Below are 18,113 nucleotides of genomic sequence, written 5' to 3' on the forward strand. Positions count from 1 at the left end.
GAGGTGGATAGGCTTCTGATTTTTAGAACGTCGCTATGGTGTCAGCATGAAACTGAACGAAGAAAACGAACCGTTCTTCATCACCGAGGACATGGCCGCCGAGATGGCTGCTGCCGGCTACGAGTTCAAGCCTCCCGGCCATGCCAGAACGAAGAGCGTCCGCGACCTGTACGGATGGCAGCCTGGGGAGACTCTGGAGCAGGCCATTGCCCGTCAACAGCGAAGGCAGTGTTTATCCTCTTGATCTGAGCATGGCATTATCCATGGCATTAGTTGATTGCCGTATTGTAAGTTATTGATATTTAACATATTTTTGTGATTATGGATAATCGAGTGGGAGTGATCCCGAAGCGCTGCATGAAAAGACCGGCTTAGGCCGGTTTTTTCATGCCTGCAGATTGGAGCTGCGGCAACCCGTCTCTACTCGTGGGGTCGTTTTCCATTCGTTGAAAATGAGAAGATACCGCAATTGAGTATGTGCGCAGATTGCCGAGGATGAAGATGTCGTTTACCCGCAGACAGGTGCTGGCCGGTCTGGCTGGTCTGGGTGTGGCCGGGCTGGGCGCTGGCGGTGTGCGCTACTGGCTGGGGCGCCCGGAGAATGTCGCTACCCACGATTACGAGCTGATCGCCGCGCCGCTGGATCTGGAACTGGTACCGGGGCATGTGACGTCGGCCTGGGGTTATGGCGGCCAGGCACCTGGGTTGGAGCTGCGTTGCCGGCAGGGCGAGCGCCTGCGGGTGCGTTTCATCAACAAGCTGGATGTGCAGAGCACCATTCACTGGCATGGCATCCGCCTGCCGCTGGAGATGGACGGCGTGCCCTACGTCTCCCAGGCTCCGGTGCTGCCGGGTGAATTTTTCGACTACGACTTCATCTGCCATGACGCCGGCAGCTTCTGGTACCACCCGCATACCGCCAGCGCCGAGCAACTGGGGCGTGGCCTGGTCGGGCCGCTGATTGTCGAGGAGCGCGAGCCGACCGGTTTTCGCCACGAACGCACGCTGAGCCTGAAGACCTGGCATATCGACGAACAGGGCGCCTTCACCGACTTTCTGGTACCGCGCCAGGCAGCGCGCGAAGGCACGCGTGGGCGACTGACCACCATCAACGGCGAACCCAATCCGACCTTGGAACTGCCGGAAGGGCAGGTGGTGCGCCTGCGGCTGATCAACGTCGACAATACCATCACCTACCGTCTCAACCTGCCGGGCGGCGAGGCGCGTATCTATGCACTGGATGGCAATCCGGTGCAGCCGCGCCCGCTGGGCAAGGAGTACTGGCTGGGGCCGGGCATGCGCATCGACCTGGCGCTGAAGGTGCCATCTGCTGGCGAGGAATTGTCGCTACGCAACGGACCGCTGCGCCTGGCCACCTTGAAAGGTGTCGCCAGTAGCGAAGTCGCAGGCGACTGGCCGCCGCTCCTGCCGGCCAACCCGATTGCCGAGCCTGATCTGGCGCGCGCCGAAACGCTGCGTTTCAACTTCGAGTGGGCGGCGATGCTGTCCGGTAACGTCGAGCGTGGCGGCAGCTACAAGTATTGGCAGATCAACGGTCAGGCCTGGGATATCAATGACAAAACCTGTGCCGAGCGCCCGATTGCCACGCTGAAGAAGGATGGCCACTACATCTTCGTGCTCCGCAACATGGCGCAGTACCAGCACCCGATTCACCTGCACGGCATGACCTTCAAGGTGCTGAGCTCGGATCGACGCAAGATCATTCCGTACTTCACCGATACCTATCTGCTGGGCAAGAACGAGACGGCGCGCATTGCCTTCGTTGCCGATAATCCCGGTGTGTGGATGTTCCACTGCCACGTGATCGACCACATGGAAACGGGGCTGATGGCGGCCATCGAAGTGGTCTGAAACTGCAGGCTTCAGGCTGCAAGCCACAGGCAGGCGCGAAAAGCTTGACGGGCTCTGATGGAAAGGCACACTGGCGCGCCTGAAGCCTGAAGCCTGAAGCCTGAAGCCTGAAGCCTGAAGCCTGAAGCCTGAAGCCTGAAGCCTGAAGCCTGAAGCCTGAAGCCTGAAGCCTGAAACCTGAATTATGAGAAGACCGCAGATCATCGACCGCTCGCGTGACGAGCACTTCATGCGCCTGGCGCTGGCGCAGGCGCGTCTGGGCGCTGAGCAGGGTGAAGTGCCGGTCGGTGCCGTGCTGGTGCAGGACGGTGAGGTGGTGGGCCAGGGCTTCAACTGTCCGATCCTGCGTCATGACCCCAGCGCCCATGCCGAGATTGTGGCGATTCGCGCTGCGGCGCAAAGTGTGCAGAACTATCGACTGCCCGGTAGCACGCTGTACGTCACTCTGGAGCCCTGCAGCATGTGCGCCGGCTTGATCGTGCATGCGCGCATCGCTCGTGTGGTGTTCGCTGCCAGCGAGCCGCGTGCGGGCGTGGCGATCAGTCAGGGGCAGTTCTTCGATCAAGGCTTTCTCAACCATCGCGTACTGGTGGAAGGTGGCTTGCTGGCAGAGGAAAGCGGGACACTGCTGAAAGACTTTTTCAAGGCCAGGCGCGGCTAAGCGTCTTTACCGGGAGCGATTATGAACAAAGGGATATTGAGCCTGCTGGCACTGCTGGCTGCGCCGGTTGTGGCAGCACAGCCTGAGGTGTATCTGGTCGCCAGCGTGCAGTTGGGCGGCTCCAACCTGGCGCAAAGCATCTTTCTGCACGAGCCGCAGATCACCACGCTGGAGGAGTGCCAGGAGGCCGTGCGTGTCGGTCAGCGTGATCGCGACTGGCAGCGCTATCACCACATCTTCATGCGTGATCGCTTTCAGGGCTTTACCGGCCATCTGGACTACCGTTGCGTATTTTCCGCTCAGCGTTTCAGTGGCTGGAACGACCGTGCGCGCTACAACCATCCCTACCTGATCAGTATCGATGCGCAGTCCAATCTGCAGGTGGAGCGGATATCGAGTCAGGCGCAGTGCGCGACGCGTTTGAAAGGGCTGCCGCCGGCGCGCCAGGCGATCAGTCGCTGTGCGGTGGGGAATCAGAGTTTGCTCTGACTGCTCAGAGCGGCGGGGTTTCTTCTTCGGGTTTGCGCTTGTCGATGCCGGGCAGGTGGATACCGCTCTCGGCCACTTGCGTGCCTTCCAGCTGCGGTTGGGTCACCCAGGTGAGAATGTCGTAGTAGCGGCGGATGTTGCGTACGAAGTGTACCGGTTCGCCGCCGCGGGCATAGCCGTAACGGGTCTTGCTGTACCACTGCTTCTGCGCCAGGCGCGGCAGGATCTTCTGTACGTCGGCCCATTTGTTCGGGTCCAGTCCTTCGGCCTCGGTCAGCTTGCGCGCATCTTCCAGATGACCACCGCCGACGTTGTAGGCGGCCAGGGCGAACCAGGTGCGATCCGGCTCGGCGATGCTTTCCGGCAGTTGCTGGTGGATCTGGATGAAATAACGTGCGCCGCCCTCGATGCTCTGCTTGGGGTCGAGGCGGTTGGACACGCCGACCGACTGGGCGGTGCGCTGGGTCAGCATCATCAGGCCGCGCACGCCGGTCTTGGAGGTGGCGTTGGGTTGCCACAGCGATTCCTGATAGCCCATGGCGGCCAGCAGGCGCCAATCTACCTGATGGGTGTGGCCGGCCTGGCGGAACATCTTCTCGTAACGCGGCAAGCGCTGCTGCAGATGCTGGGCGAAGGTGTAGGCACCGACGTAGCCGAGCACGTCGACATGGCCGTAGTAGCGCTCTTTCAGGCGCTGCAGGGTGCCGTTGGCCTCGGAGCGTTCGAGGAAGGCGTCGATCTCCAGCAGCAGGCTGTCATCCTCGCCAGCGGCTACTGCCCAGCGCATGGTGTTGGTGTCGCCCAGGTCGAAGGCGACCCGCACGTTGGGGAAGTACACCTGGTTCATCGCCAGTTCGTTGGAGTCCACCAGGGTCAGGTCGATCTGCCCTTCGTCGACCATGCGCAGCAGGTCGACCACCTCGACGGCGTCGGAGACTTCGAACTCAAGCTCCGGCAACTCCAGTTTCAGGGCTTCCAGCTGTTCGGCGTGGCTGCTGCCGGCGAGCACCAGAATGCGCTTGCCGAGCAGATCCGCGGGCTTGGTCGGGCGGGTTTCGCCCTGGCGGTAGATGACCTGTGGCGTGACTTCCAGGTAAGGAATCGAGAAGCGCGCCTGACGCTGGCGCAGTGGCGTGTCGACCAGACCGGCAGCAGCCATGACCGGACCATTGGCGCGGCCCAGGCTGGAAAACAGGCTGTCGAGGTTGTCCGCGGTTTCGATCTTCAGTTCCAGGCCGAGATCGGTGGCGAAGCGCTTGGCCAGTTCGTATTCGAAACCGGTGGCGCCGTTGCGGTCCTGGAAGTAGGTGGCGGGGCTGTTACGAGTGACCACGCGCAGCTCACCCTCCGCCTTAGCCTGCTCGAGTACGCTGGGCTTGGGTTCTTCGCCACAGCCAGCAAGCATCAGGAGGGTTCCAATCGCCAACAGCCCTTTGGCGCAACGCATGCGTATCCCAGGTCGTGCAAACATCGGCGCAGTATACGCAAAGCGCAGGCGGTGCCATATCTCGACAGCGCTTCGCTTCTCTGCTAGTGCGTTCGTCCTTTCAGCGCCTGGCTACAGGTGCCGCAGGCCGCCACTTTAGGGTAGAATGTCCGGCCTCCAGCACACCCCTTCCCAGAGGCTGTTCCGACGATGTTGATCCTGCGCGGCGCTCCCGCCCTTTCCGCTTTCCGCCATGGCAAATTGCTTGAGCAACTGACCAGCAAGGTGCCGGCCGTGACCGGGCTGTACGCCGAGTTCGCGCATTTCGCCGACGTGACGGGCGTGCTCAACGCCGATGAAGAGCAAGTGCTGGCGCGGCTGCTCAAGTACGGCCCGAGCGTGCCGGTGCAGGAGCCCAGCGGCAAGCTGTTCCTGACCATCCCGCGTTTCGGCACCATTTCGCCCTGGTCGAGCAAGGCCAGCGACATTGCTCGCAACTGCGGCCTGAGCAAAATCCAGCGCCTGGAGCGCGGTATCGCTTACTACGTCAGTGGTGACCTGAGCGAAGCCGACAGCGCCGCCGTCGCCAGCCTGCTGCACGACCGCATGACCCAGCTTGTTCTGAATGCGCTGGAGGACGCCGCCGCGCTGTTCAGCCACGCCCAGCCCAAGCCGCTGACCGCCGTGGACGTGCTCGGCGGTGGTCGCGCCGCGCTGGAGCAGGCCAATCAGGACCTGGGCCTGGCCCTGGCCGAGGACGAAATCGACTACCTGGTGAAGAGCTTCAATGACCTGGGACGCAATCCGCACGACATCGAACTGATGATGTTCGCCCAGGCCAACTCCGAGCACTGCCGCCACAAGATCTTCAATGCCAGCTGGGACATCGACGGCGAGAGCCAGGACAAATCGCTGTTCGGCATGATCAAGAACACCTACCAGATGCACAGCGAAGGCGTGCTGTCCGCCTACAAGGACAACGCCTCGGTCATCGTTGGGCACACCGCCGGGCGTTTCTTCCCGAACCCGGAAACCCGCCAATACGGCGCGGTGCAGGAGCCGGTGCACATCCTGATGAAGGTGGAGACGCACAACCACCCGACCGCCATCGCTCCGTTCCCCGGCGCGTCCACCGGCTCCGGTGGTGAGATTCGCGACGAAGGCGCTACCGGTCGTGGCGCCAAGCCGAAGGCCGGCCTGACCGGTTTTTCGGTCTCCAACCTGAACATCCCCGACTTCCTCCAGCCCTGGGAAAAACCCTACGGCAAGCCCGAGCGCATCGTCAGCGCGCTGGACATCATGATCGAAGGCCCGCTGGGCGGCGCTGCGTTCAACAACGAATTCGGTCGCCCGGCGCTCAATGGCTACTTCCGTACCTTCGAGCAGGCGGTCAGCAGCCCACGTGGCGAAGAAGTGCGCGGCTACCACAAGCCGATCATGCTCGCTGGCGGTCTCGGCAACATTCGTGAAGACCACGTGCAGAAGGGCGAGATCTCGGTCGGCGCCAAGCTGATCGTGCTCGGCGGCCCAGCCATGCTCATCGGCCTGGGCGGCGGTGCCGCTTCGTCGATGGCCACCGGTGCCAGTTCGGCCGACCTGGACTTCGCCTCGGTGCAGCGCGAGAACCCGGAAATGGAACGCCGCTGCCAGGAGGTCATCGACCGCTGCTGGCAGCTGGGCGATGCCAACCCGATCAAGTTCATCCACGACGTCGGCGCAGGCGGTATCTCCAACGCCCTGCCGGAGCTGATCAACGACGGCGGCCGTGGCGGTCGTTTCGAATTGCGCAAGGTGCCCAATGACGAGCCAGGCATGGCCCCGCACGAGATCTGGTGCAACGAGTCGCAGGAGCGCTACGTGCTGTCGGTCGATGCGGCCGACTTCGAGCGCTTCCAGGCCATCTGCGAACGCGAGCGCTGCCCCTTCGCCGTGGTCGGCGAAGCCACTGCCGAGCCGCACCTGACCGTTACCGACAGCCATTTCAGCAACACCCCGGTGGACATGCCGCTGGAAGTGCTGCTGGGCAAGCCGCCGCGCATGCACCGCAGCGTCAGCCGTGAGGCGGAGCAGGGCGATGACTTCAGCGCCGCCAGTGTCGATATCGAAGAAGCGCTGGGCCGTGTGCTGCGTCATCCGGCCGTGGCCAGCAAGAGCTTCCTGATCACCATCGGCGACCGCACCATCACCGGCCTGGTAGCCCGCGACCAGATGGTCGGCCCGTGGCAGGTGCCGGTGGCCGACTGCGCCGTTACCGCCACCAGCTTCGACGTCTACACCGGTGAAGCCATGGCCATGGGCGAGCGCACACCGCTGGCGCTGCTCGACGCGCCGGCATCCGGGCGTATGGCCGTTGGCGAGACCATCACCAACCTGGCCGCGGCGCGTATCGGCAAGCTGTCCGACATCAAACTGTCGGCCAACTGGATGGCCGCTGCTGGCCACCCGGGTGAAGATGCCCGTCTGTATGACACCGTCAAGGCCGTGGGCATGGAGCTGTGCCCGCAGCTGGGCATCACCATCCCGGTGGGCAAGGACTCCATGTCCATGAAGACCCGTTGGCAGGACGAGGGCGTCGACAAGAGCGTGACCGCGCCGCTGTCTCTGGTGATCTCCGGCTTCGCTCCGGTGCAGGACATCCGCAATACCCTGACCCCGCAACTGCGCATGGACAAGGGCGAGACCGACCTGATCCTGATCGACCTCGGCCGCGGCCAGAACCGCATGGGCGCCTCGATCCTGGCGCAGGTCTACGCGCAGATCGGCCAGCAGGTGGCGGACCTTGACGACGCCGAAGACCTCAAGGCCTTCTTCGCCGTGATCCAGGGTCTGAATGCCGACGGCCATCTGCTGGCCTACCACGACCGCTCCGACGGCGGCCTGCTGACCACCGTGCTGGAAATGGCCTTCGCCGGTCACTGCGGCCTGTCGCTGAACCTCGATGCGCTGGCAGACGAAGCCGCAGAACTGCCGGCCGTGCTGTTCAACGAAGAGCTGGGCGCGGTGATCCAGGTGCGCCAGGACGCCACCCCAGAAGTGCTGGCGCAGTTCAGCGCCGCCGGTCTGGACGACTGCGTGGCCGTGATCGGCCAGGCGGTGAACAACGGCGAGGTCAGCATTAGCTTCAATGGCGAGCCGGTATTCGCCGGCGAGCGGCGTCTGCTGCAGCGCCAGTGGGCCGAAACCAGCTACCGCATCCAGCGGCTGCGCGACAACGCCCAGGGCGCCGACCAGGAGTTCGACCTGCTGCTGGAGGAGGACAACCCCGGTCTGTCGGTCAAGCTCGGCTTCGACGTCAACCAGGACATTGCCGCCCCCTACATCAAGAAGGGCGTTCGTCCACAGGTGGCGATCCTGCGTGAGCAGGGCGTCAACGGTCAGGTGGAAATGGCTGCCGCGTTCGACCGCGCCGGTTTCGCCGCCATCGACGTGCATATGAGCGACATCCTGGCTGGCCGCGTCAGCCTGGAAGAGTTCAAGGGCCTAGTGGCCTGCGGCGGCTTCTCCTACGGCGACGTGCTGGGGGCCGGCGAGGGTTGGGCCAAGTCGATTCTGTTCAATGCCCGTGCCCGCGACGGTTTCCAGGCCTTCTTCGAGCGCAAGGACAGCTTCGCCCTCGGCGTGTGCAACGGCTGCCAGATGATGAGCAACCTGCACGAGCTGATTCCGGGTACCGAGTTCTGGCCGCACTTCGTGCGCAATCGCTCGGAGCAGTTCGAGGCGCGCGTGGCCATGGTGCAGATTCAGGAATCGGCGTCGATCTTCCTGCAGGGCATGGCCGGTTCGCGCATGCCGATCGCCATCGCCCACGGCGAAGGCCATGCCGAGTTCGAAAGCGAGGAGGCGCTGCTGGAGGCTGATCTGTCCGGCACCGTGGCCCTGCGCTACGTCGACAACCACGGCAAGGTCACCGAAGCCTACCCGGCCAACCCCAACGGGTCGCCGCGCGGCATCACCGGCCTGACCAGCCGCGACGGTCGTGTGACCATCATGATGCCGCACCCGGAGCGCGTGTTCCGCGCCGTGCAGAACTCCTGGCGCCCGGACGAGTGGCAGGAAGACGGCGGCTGGATGCGCATGTTCCGCAACGCCCGCGTGTGGGTGGACTAAAAGCGGCCGCGTAGCGGCCTTCTGCTGACCCTCTCCCGCTTGCGGGAGAGGGGGGCGGGGCACGTAGCCCGGATGCAATCCGGGGGCAGTTTCCTTCGCACCACGAACCCGGACTTCATCCGGGCTACATGGGCCCGACGATGGCCGATGATCCGCTACACACCCTTCCTGAAGTCCGCCTGGTCAAACCCGGTGAGACCCATCGGCTGTGTCGCTGCGGGCATTCCCCCGAGATGCCTGACTGTCCATCCGGCTGCGCCCAATCCCTGATCCTGCAACCCAAGCGCGAGCAGCGTCTGCTGCTGTGCCGCTGCGGCCGCTCCGCAAGCCTGCCTTACTGCGATGGCAGCCATAATCCGTCAGCACCCGGCATCACCGACAAGTGGCGACGTTTTTTCGGCGGAAGTTGAGAACGCAGTGCCTTCGGCAAGGGTCGAAAGCAGCGTATCGCTGGATGCAACGTATGGATTTGTGCGGGCGATCTCAAGACAAGTGAATGGCGAAATGACATCATGTCGGCGTCATGGCTTGTCTGTTGTTCGGTTGCCCATTTTGCGGAGAACTTGATGTACAAACTGTGTTTCTACGTGCCGGAAGCCCATCTGGAGCCGGTGAAAAAGGCGGTGTTTGCAGCCGGCGGCGGGCGCATCGGGCTTTACGACAACTGCTGCTGGCAGGTCTTGGGGCAAGGTCAGTTCCGCGCCTTGGAAGGTAGTCAGCCGTTCATTGGGCAGGTTGGCGACGTCGAGCAGGTGGCCGAGTGGAAAGTGGAAATGGTCGTTGCCGACGAGTTGATCCACGATGCCGTCAAGGCGCTGAAGAAGAGCCATCCCTATGAGACGCCGGCGTTCGATGTCTGGCGTTTGTCCGATCTGCAGTTTTGAATCACCTCAGATAAGGCCTGCAGCGCAGTCTTTGTAGGAGCCCCGCCCCAGGGCGAAGCGGTTCGGTGCTGTGCCGTCCAGTTCGCGGCGGGGCGCCGCTCCTACAGGTTGAATGCTTGGGTTCAGGGCCTGATTTCGATCAGCGTACCGTCCTTGACCAGGCTCCAGACCTCGCGCATGTCGTCGTTCTTCATGGCGATGCAGCCCTCGGTCCAGTCTAGGGTGTGGAAGAACCACTCCGGGTATTCCTCATCCAGCGGCGTACCGTGGATCATGATCATGCTACCCGGCGGCACCCCGGCGTCATTGGCCTTGGCCAGGTCGCGAGCGTTGGGGTAGGAAATGTGCAGCGACAATTGGTACTTGTCGCTCGGCTTGCGCCAGTCGATCCAGTAGAAGCCTTCCGGCGTGCGCAGGTCGCCTTCGCGTTGCTTGGCGCCATTGGGCTGTTTGCCCAGGGAAATACGGTACGACTTGATAGTCTCGCCGCGCTGCTGCAGGTGCAGTTTGCGCTCGGACTTGAGTACCAGCACCTTGTCCACGGTGCGGCTGCTGGTCGCTGGCGTGGTGCTGGCCAGGACGTTGAAGCTGAGGGTCAGGCAAAGCAGGGGCAACAACCAGCGCATCGGGAACGTCCGCAAGGGTCAACGGGGTGTGTAGTGGGCACGCAGCGCTTCGAGTGGCTCATTGCGTACCGGAAAGAGATTCTGCCGACGGTCGGCGAAGAAGCATTCTAAGGTACGGCCTATGGTCGGGAAAGCCAGCTCTGACCAAGGGATTTCGCTCTCTGCAAACAACCGCACCTCCAGGCTCTCTTCGCCTACGGCGAAATCCAGGTCGACCAGTTCGGCCCGAAACAGCATGTACACCTGGCTGATATGCGGCAGATCGAAGAGGGTATAGAGGCTCAGGTCGCGTACGCGGGCGCAGGCTTCTTCCAGGGTCTCGCGGGCGGCGGCCTGTTCGGTGGTCTCGCCGTTTTCCATGAAGCCGGCCGGTAACGTCCAGTAGCCGCGGCGCGGCTCGATGGCGCGGCGGCACAGTAGCACTTGGTCGCGCCACACAGGCAGGCAGCCGGCAACGATACGCGGGTTTTCGTAATGCACGGTGGCGCAGTGGCCGCAGACATGGCGCATGCGGTTGTCGCCCGCGGGGATCATGCGGGTGACCGGGTTGCCGCACTGGCTGCAGAATTTCATGCCCGTTCCTCTTTTTCTGGCGCTATCTTGGCCGGCTGAGAGGTGGCCGGCAAGCCCGCTATTGCGGCCGGCTTGTCCTGTCGTCGGGGTTGGGCGGCCGCGTGCTTTCATGCCATGATGCCTGGCAAAACAAGACTCCGAGTATGCCCATGCTGGACGAGTTGCTCCATCGTGTGCGCGGTTACAGTCCGCGCCCTCTGGAGACCGAGCGCAGCTTCCCCGAAGCGGCGGTGCTGGTCCCGATTACCCGCAGTGATGAACCTGAGCTGGTGCTGACCCTGCGCGCCAGTGGTTTGTCGACTCACAGTGGCGAGGTCGCCTTTCCCGGCGGCCGGCGCGACCCGGAAGACCGCGATCTGGTGGACACCGCGCTGCGCGAAGCGGAGGAGGAAATTGGCCTGCCACCTGGTTTGGTCGAAGTCGTCGGACCGCTCAGCAGCCTGGTGTCGCGTCACGGCATTCAGGTCACGCCCTACGTCGGGCTGGTGCCGGATTACGTCGAATACAAGCCCAACGACGCCGAGATCGCCTCGGTATTCTCGGTTCCGCTGGAGTTCTTCCGCAGCGACCCGCGCGAAGTCACCCACCGTATCGACTACCTCGGGCAGAGCTGGTACGTGCCGTCCTACACCTATGGCGAGTACCGCATCTGGGGCTTGACCGCGATCATGGTGGTGGAGTTGGTCAACCTGATCTTCGACGATGCGCAGATCGCTCTGCACCAGCCCCCCGAACACTTCATACACCTGCGCTGATAGCGCCGAGGACTGACGAGCATGAAATACCGCCTGGGAAGCTCCCGTGTCGATGCCCATCCCGAGAGCTGGATCGCACCAAGCGCCGACCTGATCGGCAAGGTTCGACTGGAAGCCGGTGCCAGTGTCTGGTTCGGCGCCGTGTTGCGCGGCGACAACGAACTGATACATATCGGCGAGAACAGCAACGTGCAGGACGGTAGCGTCATGCACACCGACATGGGCTTTCCGCTGACGCTGGGCAAGGGCGTCACCGTCGGCCACAACGTGATGATGCATGGCTGCAGCGTGGATGATTACAGCCTGATCGGCATCAACGCGGTGATCCTCAATGGCGCCAAGATTGGCAAGTACTGCATCATCGGCGCCAACAGCCTGATTCCCGAAGGCAAGGTGATTCCCGATGGCAGCCTGGTCATGGGCAGCCCCGGCAAGGTGGTGCGCGAACTGACCGAGGCGCAGAAGAAGATGCTGGAGGCCAGCGCCGCTCATTACGTTCATAATGCGCAGCGCTATTCCCGTGACCTGGTACCTGATGACGATGAATGATGTAGAAAAGCCGGTGCGTTCGCCCTGCGTGCATGTCTGCGCGCTGGACGAGCAGGATGTCTGCATTGGTTGTCAGCGCACCGTCGCCGAGATCACCCGTTGGGGCCGCATGGACAATGCCGAGCGCCGCGAGGTACTGCAACTCTGCCTGGAGCGCGCCCGTGCCTCCGGTCTCTTAATGACTTCCTGATTCACTGTTCGAGGAACACTCATGCCCCGTATTGGAACCCCTCTGTCGTCCTCCGCGACCCGTGTGCTGCTGTGTGGCTGCGGCGAGCTCGGCAAGGAAGTGGTGATCGAGCTGCAGCGCCTGGGCTGCGAAGTCATCGGCGTCGACCGTTACGCCAATGCGCCGGCCATGCAGGTGGCACATCGTAGCCACGTCATCGACATGCTCGATGGTGCCGCGTTGCGTGCAGTGATCGAGAAAGAGCAGCCTCACTACATCGTCCCGGAAATTGAAGCCATCGCCACTGCCACCCTGGTCGAGCTGGAGGCCGAAGGCTTCAACGTGGTGCCGACCGCGCGTGCCGCGCAACTGACCATGAACCGCGAAGGCATTCGTCGTCTGGCGGCCGAGGAGCTGGGCCTGCCCACCTCGCCGTACCATTTCTCCGACACCTTCGAGGACTACGCCGCAGCGGTGAAATCCGTCGGCTACCCCTGCGTGGTCAAGCCGATCATGAGCTCCTCCGGCAAGGGCCAGAGCGTGCTCAAGAGCGACGCCGACCTGCAGCGCGCCTGGGACTACGCCCAGGAAGGCGGGCGTGCCGGCAAGGGGCGGGTGATCGTCGAGGGCTTCATCGACTTCGACTACGAAATCACCCTGCTCACCGTGCGTCATGTCGGTGGCACCAGTTTCTGCGCACCGATTGGCCATCGTCAGGAGAACGGCGACTATCAGGAGTCCTGGCAGCCGCAGCCGATGAGCCCGAAGGCGCTGGCCGAGTCCGAGCGCGTGGCGCTGGCGGTGACCGAGGCGCTGGGCGGCCGTGGCCTGTTCGGCGTCGAGCTGTTCGTCAAGGGCGACCAGGTATGGTTCAGCGAAGTCTCGCCGCGCCCGCACGACACCGGCCTGGTGACGCTGATCTCCCAAGAGCTGTCCGAGTTCGCCCTGCATGCCCGCGCCATTCTCGGCCTGCCGATTCCAGTGATCCGCCAGATGGGGCCGTCGGCGTCGGCGGTGATTCTGGTGGAGGGCAATTCACAGCAGGCCAGCTTCGCCAACCTCGGCGCCGCGCTGAGCGAGCAAGACACGGCGCTGCGCCTGTTCGGCAAACCCGAAGTCAAAGGCCAGCGCCGCATGGGCGTGGCGCTGGCGCGTGACGAGTCCATCGAGGCTGCTCGCGCCAAGGCGCTGCGCAGCGCACAAGCGGTTCGCGTCCAGTTGTGAGTCGGCATGCGCTGTGGTGGCTGGCGACTGTGCCACTGCTGCCATTGGCGCTGCCTCTGGCCCTGCACACCCGGCGCACGGCATTGCGTCTGCCGGTTGCGCAGGGCGAGCCAAGCGGCACCGCTGCCGCGCATCTACCGGGTGAGCCGTTACGCCTGCTGCTGATCGGTGAGTCGACCGTGGCGGGCGTTGGTGTCACGCACTTCGATCAGTCCCTGGCGAATTGTCTGGCAGTGGCCCTGGCCGAGCGCCTGGGGCGGCCGGTACGCTGGCGCGCCTGTGGCGAGAATGGCATCACCGCCTCCGAGGCGCATGAACGCCTGTTGCCGCTGGCATTGGCGGAGCCGGCCGATCTGGCGCTGCTGGTATTCGGCGTCAATGACACCACGCACCTCACCCCGAGCAAGCGCTGGCTGCAGGCGCTCGCCGCGATGGCAGGTGCATTGGGCGAGCGGGGCTGTCGCGTGGTGTTCAGCGGCGTGCCGCCGTTGCAGCATTTCCGCGCCTTGCCGTGGTTGTTGCGACAGTTGATGGGCTGGCGGGCCAGCTTGCTGGATCGTGAGTTGCAGAGCCTGGCGCAGCGGCTGGGCGTGCTGCACTGCGTGTTGGACCTGCCGTTCGAGGCGCATTATCTGGCCGAGGATGGCTATCACCCGTCGGCATTGGGCTATCGGCAATGGGCTGCAGGCCTGGCCGAACGCCTCACTCCGGAGCTGCTTCGTCCGCTTTGATCTTTGCCACCTGCCAAACGCGCACGCTCTTCACCCGGTTTTCCGCTGCCTGGAGAATCTCCAGGCGATAGGGGCCGATCTTCAGGCAGACGCTGCTGTCCGGGATGCTCTCCAGGGCTTCGGTGATCAGGCCGTTGAGGGTCTTGGGGCCGTCGCTGGGCAGATGCCAGCCGAGGGTCTTGTTCACTTCGCGAATGTAGGCGGCGCCGTCGATGACCAGGGTGCCATCTTCCTGCGGGTGGATATCGGGGCTGCGCAGGCTGTCCTGATTGCTGAAGTCGCCGACGATCTCTTCGAGGATGTCTTCCAGAGTGACGATGCCGATCACGTCGCCATATTCGTCGACGACGATGCCGATGCGCCGCTTGTGCTTCTGGAAGTTGATCAACTGGGTCGCCAGGGGTGTGTTTTCCGGGATGAAATAAGGCTCGTTGCAGGCTGCCAGCAACGACTCCTTGGTCAGCTGGTTGTGGCTCAGCAGGCGGGCGATCTGGCGCATGTGCACCACGCCTTCGATCTGATTGATGTCACCACGAAACACCGGCAGGCGGGTGTGAGAGGTGCTACGCAACTGACCGATGATGATTTCCAGGTCGTCGTCGAGGTCGATGCCGGTCACTTCGTTACGCGGGATCATGATGTCGTCGACCGTGACCCGTTCGAGGTCGAGGATGCTCAGCAGCATGCTCTGGCGGTTCGTCGGCAGTTCCGAGCCGGACTCACGCACCACGCTGCGCAGCTCCTCGGTGGAAAGACTGTCGCTGGCGCGCTGCGACGGATCGATGCCGAGCAGGCGCAGCAGACCGTTGCTGATCACGCTGGTCAGCCACACCACCGGGTAGAGTACGCGCAGCAGCAGGCTGAGCAGGCGACTGGCGGGGAAGGCCACCAGTTCCGGGCGCAGTGCAGCCAGGGTCTTGGGCGTGATTTCGCCGAAGATCAGCACGATGATGGTCAGGCCTGCCGTGGCAATGGCGATACCGGCTTCACCCCACATGTCCACCGCCAGCACCGTGGCGATGGAGGCGGCGAGAATGTTGACCACGTTGTTGCCGACCAGGATGGTGCCGAGCAGGCGATCCGGGCGATCCAGCAGGCGAATGACGCGCTTGGCGCCGCTGTGCCCTTCCTTGGCCAGGTGCTTGAGCCGGTAGCGGTTGAGGCTGAGCATGCCGGTCTCGGAGCTGGAGAAGAACGCCGAGCAGAGAATGAGGAAAATCAGCAGGCCGAGCAGGTAGCTCGAATGTAGGTCGTCCACGAGGTCTGCCTCAGATGTGCAGGATGAATTCGCGTACCAGCTTGCTGCCGAAATAGGCCAGCATCAGCAGGCAGAACCCGGCGAGGGTCCAGCGAATTGCCTTGTGGCCGCGCCAGCCGAGCTGGTGGCGCCCCCACAGCAGCACAGCGAAAACCACCCAGGCGAAGCAGGAAAGAATGGTCTTGTGTGCCAGGTGCTGAGCGAACAGGTCGTCGATGTACAGCGCGCCGGACAGCAGCGACAACGACAAGAGCAGCCAGCCGGCGAAGAGGAAACCGAACAGCAGGCTCTCCATGGTCTGCAGCGGTGGAAAGTTGCGAATCAGCCCGGACGGGTGCTTGTGCTTGAGCTGATGGTCCTGCAGCAGCAACAGGATCGACTGGAACACGGCGATGGTGAGCATGCCGTAGGCCAGGATCGAGAACAGGATGTGGGCGAGGATGCCAGGGTGCTCGTTGATCGGATTGATGGTGCCGCTGGGCATGAACTGCGCTGCCAGTACGGTCAGCGTGCCGAGCGGGAACAGGAGTAGCAGCAGGTTTTCCACCGGTATGCGCAGGCAGGCCAGCAGAATCAGGCCGATGACCGCGCAGGCGATCAGGCTGGCCGCATTGAAAAAGTCCAGGTTAAGGCCGTGTACGTCATACAGCTGGAAGAACAGGCCGACGACATGCAGGCACAAGGCGAGCGCACCAAGCGACGCCAGCAGGCGTTTGTCGGGGATGCTGCGCTGCGTAAGGCGCAGTCCTTGGTAAGCGGCGGCGCCAGCGTAGAGGAGTGCGGCGGCGAGGCTGGGCAACAGAGGGTGCATAAATCCGTGTAAGGCGAGCCCGAAAGGCGCTGAGTGTGGCACAGAAGGGCGTCAGCACGAAAGACCGCCGGCGGTGTCGGCAGCTCGGCGACTTCGCTATAATCCGCCGCCTGTCGCACACCCGGCGCGCCGGGTCGCACCTATCAAAGGAACGCGCATGTTCGAAAATCTTACCGATCGCCTGTCCCAGACGCTGCGTAATGTCACGGGCAAGGCCAAGCTGACCGAAGACAACATCAAGGATACGCTGCGCGAAGTGCGCATGGCCCTGCTCGAGGCCGACGTGGCTCTGCCGGTGGTCAAGGACTTCGTCGGCAAGGTCAAGGATCGCGCCGTTGGTACCGAAGTCTCCAAGAGCCTGACGCCGGGCCAGGCCTTCGTGAAGATCGTCCGCGCCGAGCTGGAAGAGCTGATGGGCGCGGCCAACGAAGACCTGTCGCTCAATGCAGCTCCGCCTGCCGTGGTACTGATGGCCGGCCTGCAGGGCGCGGGCAAGACCACCACCGCCGGCAAACTGGCCAAGTTCCTCAAGGAGCGCAAGAAGAAATCTGTGCTGCTGGTGTCGGCTGACGTCTATCGCCCGGCGGCGATCAAGCAGCTGGAAACCCTGGCGGGCGATCTCGGGGTGACATTCTTCCCCTCCGATGCCAGCCAGAAGCCGGTGGATATCGCCAACGCAGCGATTCGTGAAGCCAAGCTGAAGTTCATCGATGTGGTCATCCTCGATACCGCCGGTCGCCTGGCCGTTGATGCCGAGATGATGGCCGAGATCCAGGCGCTGCACGCAGCTGTCAAGCCGGTCGAAACGCTGTTCGTGGTCGACGCCATGACCGGCCAGGACGCCGCCAACACCGCCAAGGCGTTCGGCGAAGCGTTGCCGCTGACCGGTGTAGTGCTGACCAAGGTCGACGGTGATGCGCGTGGTGGCGCTGCCTTGTCCGTGCGCCATATCACCGGCAAGCCGATCAAGTTCATCGGTATGGGTGAGAAGAGCGACGCGCTCGAGCCCTTCCACCCGGATCGTATCGCCTCGCGCATTCTCGGCATGGGTGACGTGCTCAGCCTGATCGAGCAGGCCGAGCAGACCCTCGATCGCGAGAAGGCCGAGAAACTCACCAAGAAGCTGAAGAAGGGCAAGGGCTTCGATCTCGAAGACTTCCGTGATCAGCTGCAGCAGATGAAGAACATGGGTGGCCTTGGCGGCCTGATGGACAAACTGCCGTCCATCGGTGGCGTCAACCTGTCGCAGATGGGCAGTGCCCAAGGCGCGGCCGAGAAGCAGTTCAAGCAGATGGAGGCGATCATCAACTCGATGACGCCCGCCGAGCGCCGCGACCCGGACATCATCAGCGGCTCGCGCAAGCGCCGCATCGCCCTGGGCTCCGGTACTCAGGTGCAGGACATCGGCCGGCTGATCAAACAGCACAAGCAGATGCAGAAGATGATGAAGAAATTCACCGCCAAGGGCGGCATGGCCAAGATGATGCGCGGTATGGGCGGCATGCTTCCCGGTGGCGGCGGAATGCCGAAATTCTAGGAAAGCAGCCACAAGCCACGAGCTTCAAGCCGCAAGAAAGAGCTGCAGTCTGAAAAACTGCTTTTACTTGTAGCTTGTGGCTTGAAGCCTACCGCTTTTGCTCATAGAATATGCGGCCTTTCGGGCCTAGGCCCATTTTTGATGTGTGCCTCAAGTTAGCACCGACTACAGGAACGATGTTCTCATGGTAACTATTCGTCTCGCTCGCGGCGGCTCCAAAAAGCGCCCCTTCTACCACCTGACCGTGACCAACAGCCGCAATGCGCGCGACGGTCGCTTCGTAGAGCGTATCGGTTTCTTCAATCCGATCGCCTCGGGTGCTGAAGTCAAGCTGTCCGTAAACCAAGAGCGCGCTACCTACTGGCTGAGCCAGGGTGCACAGCCGTCTGAGCGCGTTGCTCAGCTGCTCAAGGAAGCTGCCAAGGCTGCTGCCTAAGCATC

The 18,113-nt window shown here is 63.1% G+C and carries 19 protein-coding genes; 14 read left to right on the forward strand and 5 right to left on the reverse strand.

Annotation, left to right across the window (positions count from 1 at the left end):
- Positions 1–46 precede the first annotated feature (46 nt).
- The 4 genes from BLS08_RS04995 to BLS08_RS05010 all read left to right on the forward strand — a co-directional run bounded on the left by BLS08_RS04995 (position 47) and on the right by BLS08_RS05010 (position 3,022).
- A complete protein-coding gene (locus BLS08_RS04995) occupies positions 47–244 on the forward strand; it encodes a transcriptional regulator (protein ID WP_090336155.1) in 198 nt (65 codons plus the stop codon).
- A gap of 257 nt (positions 245–501) precedes the next feature.
- Positions 502–1,872, forward strand: coding sequence for a multicopper oxidase family protein (locus BLS08_RS05000; RefSeq protein WP_090336265.1), 1,371 nt, complete (start codon positions 502–504; stop codon positions 1,870–1,872).
- 184 nt (positions 1,873–2,056) lie between these two features.
- Positions 2,057–2,533, forward strand: coding sequence for a tRNA adenosine(34) deaminase TadA (gene tadA / locus BLS08_RS05005; RefSeq protein WP_090336158.1), 477 nt, complete (start codon positions 2,057–2,059; stop codon positions 2,531–2,533).
- A 21-nt stretch (positions 2,534–2,554) separates the two neighbouring features.
- Positions 2,555–3,022, forward strand: a complete 468-nt coding sequence (locus tag BLS08_RS05010; protein ID WP_090336160.1) for a hypothetical protein — start codon at positions 2,555–2,557, stop codon at positions 3,020–3,022.
- Positions 3,023–3,026: 4 nt separating this feature from the next.
- Here BLS08_RS05010 and mltF read toward each other — a convergent pair whose 3' ends face one another.
- Positions 3,027–4,493 carry a membrane-bound lytic murein transglycosylase MltF gene (mltF, locus tag BLS08_RS05015; protein ID WP_090336161.1) on the reverse strand — a complete coding sequence of 489 codons (1,467 nt, stop codon included), beginning with the start codon at positions 4,491–4,493 and terminating at the stop codon, positions 3,027–3,029.
- Between the two features lie 165 nt (positions 4,494–4,658).
- Between mltF and purL the strand changes: the two genes are divergently transcribed.
- The 3 genes from purL to BLS08_RS05030 all read left to right on the forward strand — a co-directional run bounded on the left by purL (position 4,659) and on the right by BLS08_RS05030 (position 9,439).
- Positions 4,659–8,555 (forward strand): phosphoribosylformylglycinamidine synthase, encoded by a 3,897-nt coding sequence (purL, locus tag BLS08_RS05020; RefSeq protein WP_090336163.1) that lies wholly within the window; start codon positions 4,659–4,661, stop codon positions 8,553–8,555.
- A 140-nt stretch (positions 8,556–8,695) separates the two neighbouring features.
- On the forward strand, positions 8,696–8,965 hold the full coding sequence (locus BLS08_RS05025) for a CDGSH iron-sulfur domain-containing protein (protein ID WP_090336165.1): 270 nt from the start codon (positions 8,696–8,698) through the stop codon (positions 8,963–8,965).
- Between the two features lie 156 nt (positions 8,966–9,121).
- Positions 9,122–9,439, forward strand: a complete 318-nt coding sequence (locus tag BLS08_RS05030; RefSeq protein WP_090336167.1) for a YqfO family protein — start codon at positions 9,122–9,124, stop codon at positions 9,437–9,439.
- Positions 9,440–9,561: 122 nt separating this feature from the next.
- Here the strand turns inward: BLS08_RS05030 and BLS08_RS05035 are convergent, their stop codons facing one another.
- A complete protein-coding gene (locus BLS08_RS05035) occupies positions 9,562–10,065 on the reverse strand; it encodes a L,D-transpeptidase family protein (RefSeq protein WP_090336169.1) in 504 nt (167 codons plus the stop codon).
- Positions 10,066–10,083: 18 nt separating this feature from the next.
- Positions 10,084–10,638 carry an NUDIX hydrolase gene (locus BLS08_RS05040; protein ID WP_090336171.1) on the reverse strand — a complete coding sequence of 185 codons (555 nt, stop codon included), beginning with the start codon at positions 10,636–10,638 and terminating at the stop codon, positions 10,084–10,086.
- Positions 10,639–10,787: 149 nt separating this feature from the next.
- Here BLS08_RS05040 and BLS08_RS05045 point away from each other — a divergent pair, with 149 nt between their 5' ends.
- The 5 genes from BLS08_RS05045 to BLS08_RS05065 are packed head-to-tail and all read left to right on the forward strand — an operon-like array spanning position 10,788 to position 14,066.
- On the forward strand, positions 10,788–11,393 hold the full coding sequence (locus tag BLS08_RS05045) for a CoA pyrophosphatase (RefSeq protein WP_090336267.1): 606 nt from the start codon (positions 10,788–10,790) through the stop codon (positions 11,391–11,393).
- 21 nt (positions 11,394–11,414) lie between these two features.
- Entirely contained in the window at positions 11,415–11,942 is a 528-nt protein-coding gene (locus BLS08_RS05050; protein ID WP_090336172.1) for a gamma carbonic anhydrase family protein, read from the forward strand.
- Positions 11,935–12,132: a DUF1289 domain-containing protein gene (locus BLS08_RS05055; protein ID WP_017675139.1), complete on the forward strand. Its 198-nt coding sequence runs from the start codon at positions 11,935–11,937 to the stop codon at positions 12,130–12,132. The genes BLS08_RS05050 and BLS08_RS05055 overlap by 8 nt, the downstream gene beginning before the upstream one ends.
- Before the next feature lie 21 nt (positions 12,133–12,153).
- Positions 12,154–13,335, forward strand: coding sequence for a formate-dependent phosphoribosylglycinamide formyltransferase (gene purT, locus BLS08_RS05060; protein WP_021488832.1), 1,182 nt, complete (start codon positions 12,154–12,156; stop codon positions 13,333–13,335).
- The gene (locus BLS08_RS05065) at positions 13,332–14,066 is read left to right on the forward strand and encodes an SGNH/GDSL hydrolase family protein (protein ID WP_017675137.1); all 735 of its coding nucleotides are present in this window, start codon (positions 13,332–13,334) and stop codon (positions 14,064–14,066) included. Before purT ends, BLS08_RS05065 begins: the two co-directional genes overlap by 4 nt.
- Here BLS08_RS05065 and BLS08_RS05070 read toward each other — a convergent pair.
- Both BLS08_RS05070 and BLS08_RS05075 read right to left on the reverse strand, forming a co-directional pair.
- Complete coding sequence (locus BLS08_RS05070) at positions 14,038–15,324, reverse strand: HlyC/CorC family transporter (RefSeq protein WP_017675136.1); 1,287 nt, start codon at positions 15,322–15,324, stop codon at positions 14,038–14,040. The genes BLS08_RS05065 and BLS08_RS05070 overlap by 29 nt on opposite strands.
- Positions 15,325–15,334: 10 nt before the next feature.
- Entirely contained in the window at positions 15,335–16,135 is an 801-nt protein-coding gene (locus BLS08_RS05075) for a cytochrome C assembly family protein (protein ID WP_017675135.1), read from the reverse strand.
- A gap of 157 nt (positions 16,136–16,292) precedes the next feature.
- Here BLS08_RS05075 and ffh point away from each other — a divergent pair, with 157 nt between their 5' ends.
- Both ffh and rpsP read left to right on the forward strand, forming a co-directional pair.
- Entirely contained in the window at positions 16,293–17,672 is a 1,380-nt protein-coding gene (gene ffh / locus BLS08_RS05080) for a signal recognition particle protein (RefSeq protein ID WP_090336174.1), read from the forward strand.
- Between the two features lie 184 nt (positions 17,673–17,856).
- Positions 17,857–18,108 carry a 30S ribosomal protein S16 gene (rpsP, locus tag BLS08_RS05085; protein WP_009403592.1) on the forward strand — a complete coding sequence of 84 codons (252 nt, stop codon included), beginning with the start codon at positions 17,857–17,859 and terminating at the stop codon, positions 18,106–18,108.
- Positions 18,109–18,113: the final 5 nt, after the last annotated feature.

This window comes from Ectopseudomonas chengduensis, assembly GCF_900102635.1.
Taxonomy (GTDB): domain Bacteria; phylum Pseudomonadota; class Gammaproteobacteria; order Pseudomonadales; family Pseudomonadaceae; genus Aquipseudomonas; species Aquipseudomonas chengduensis.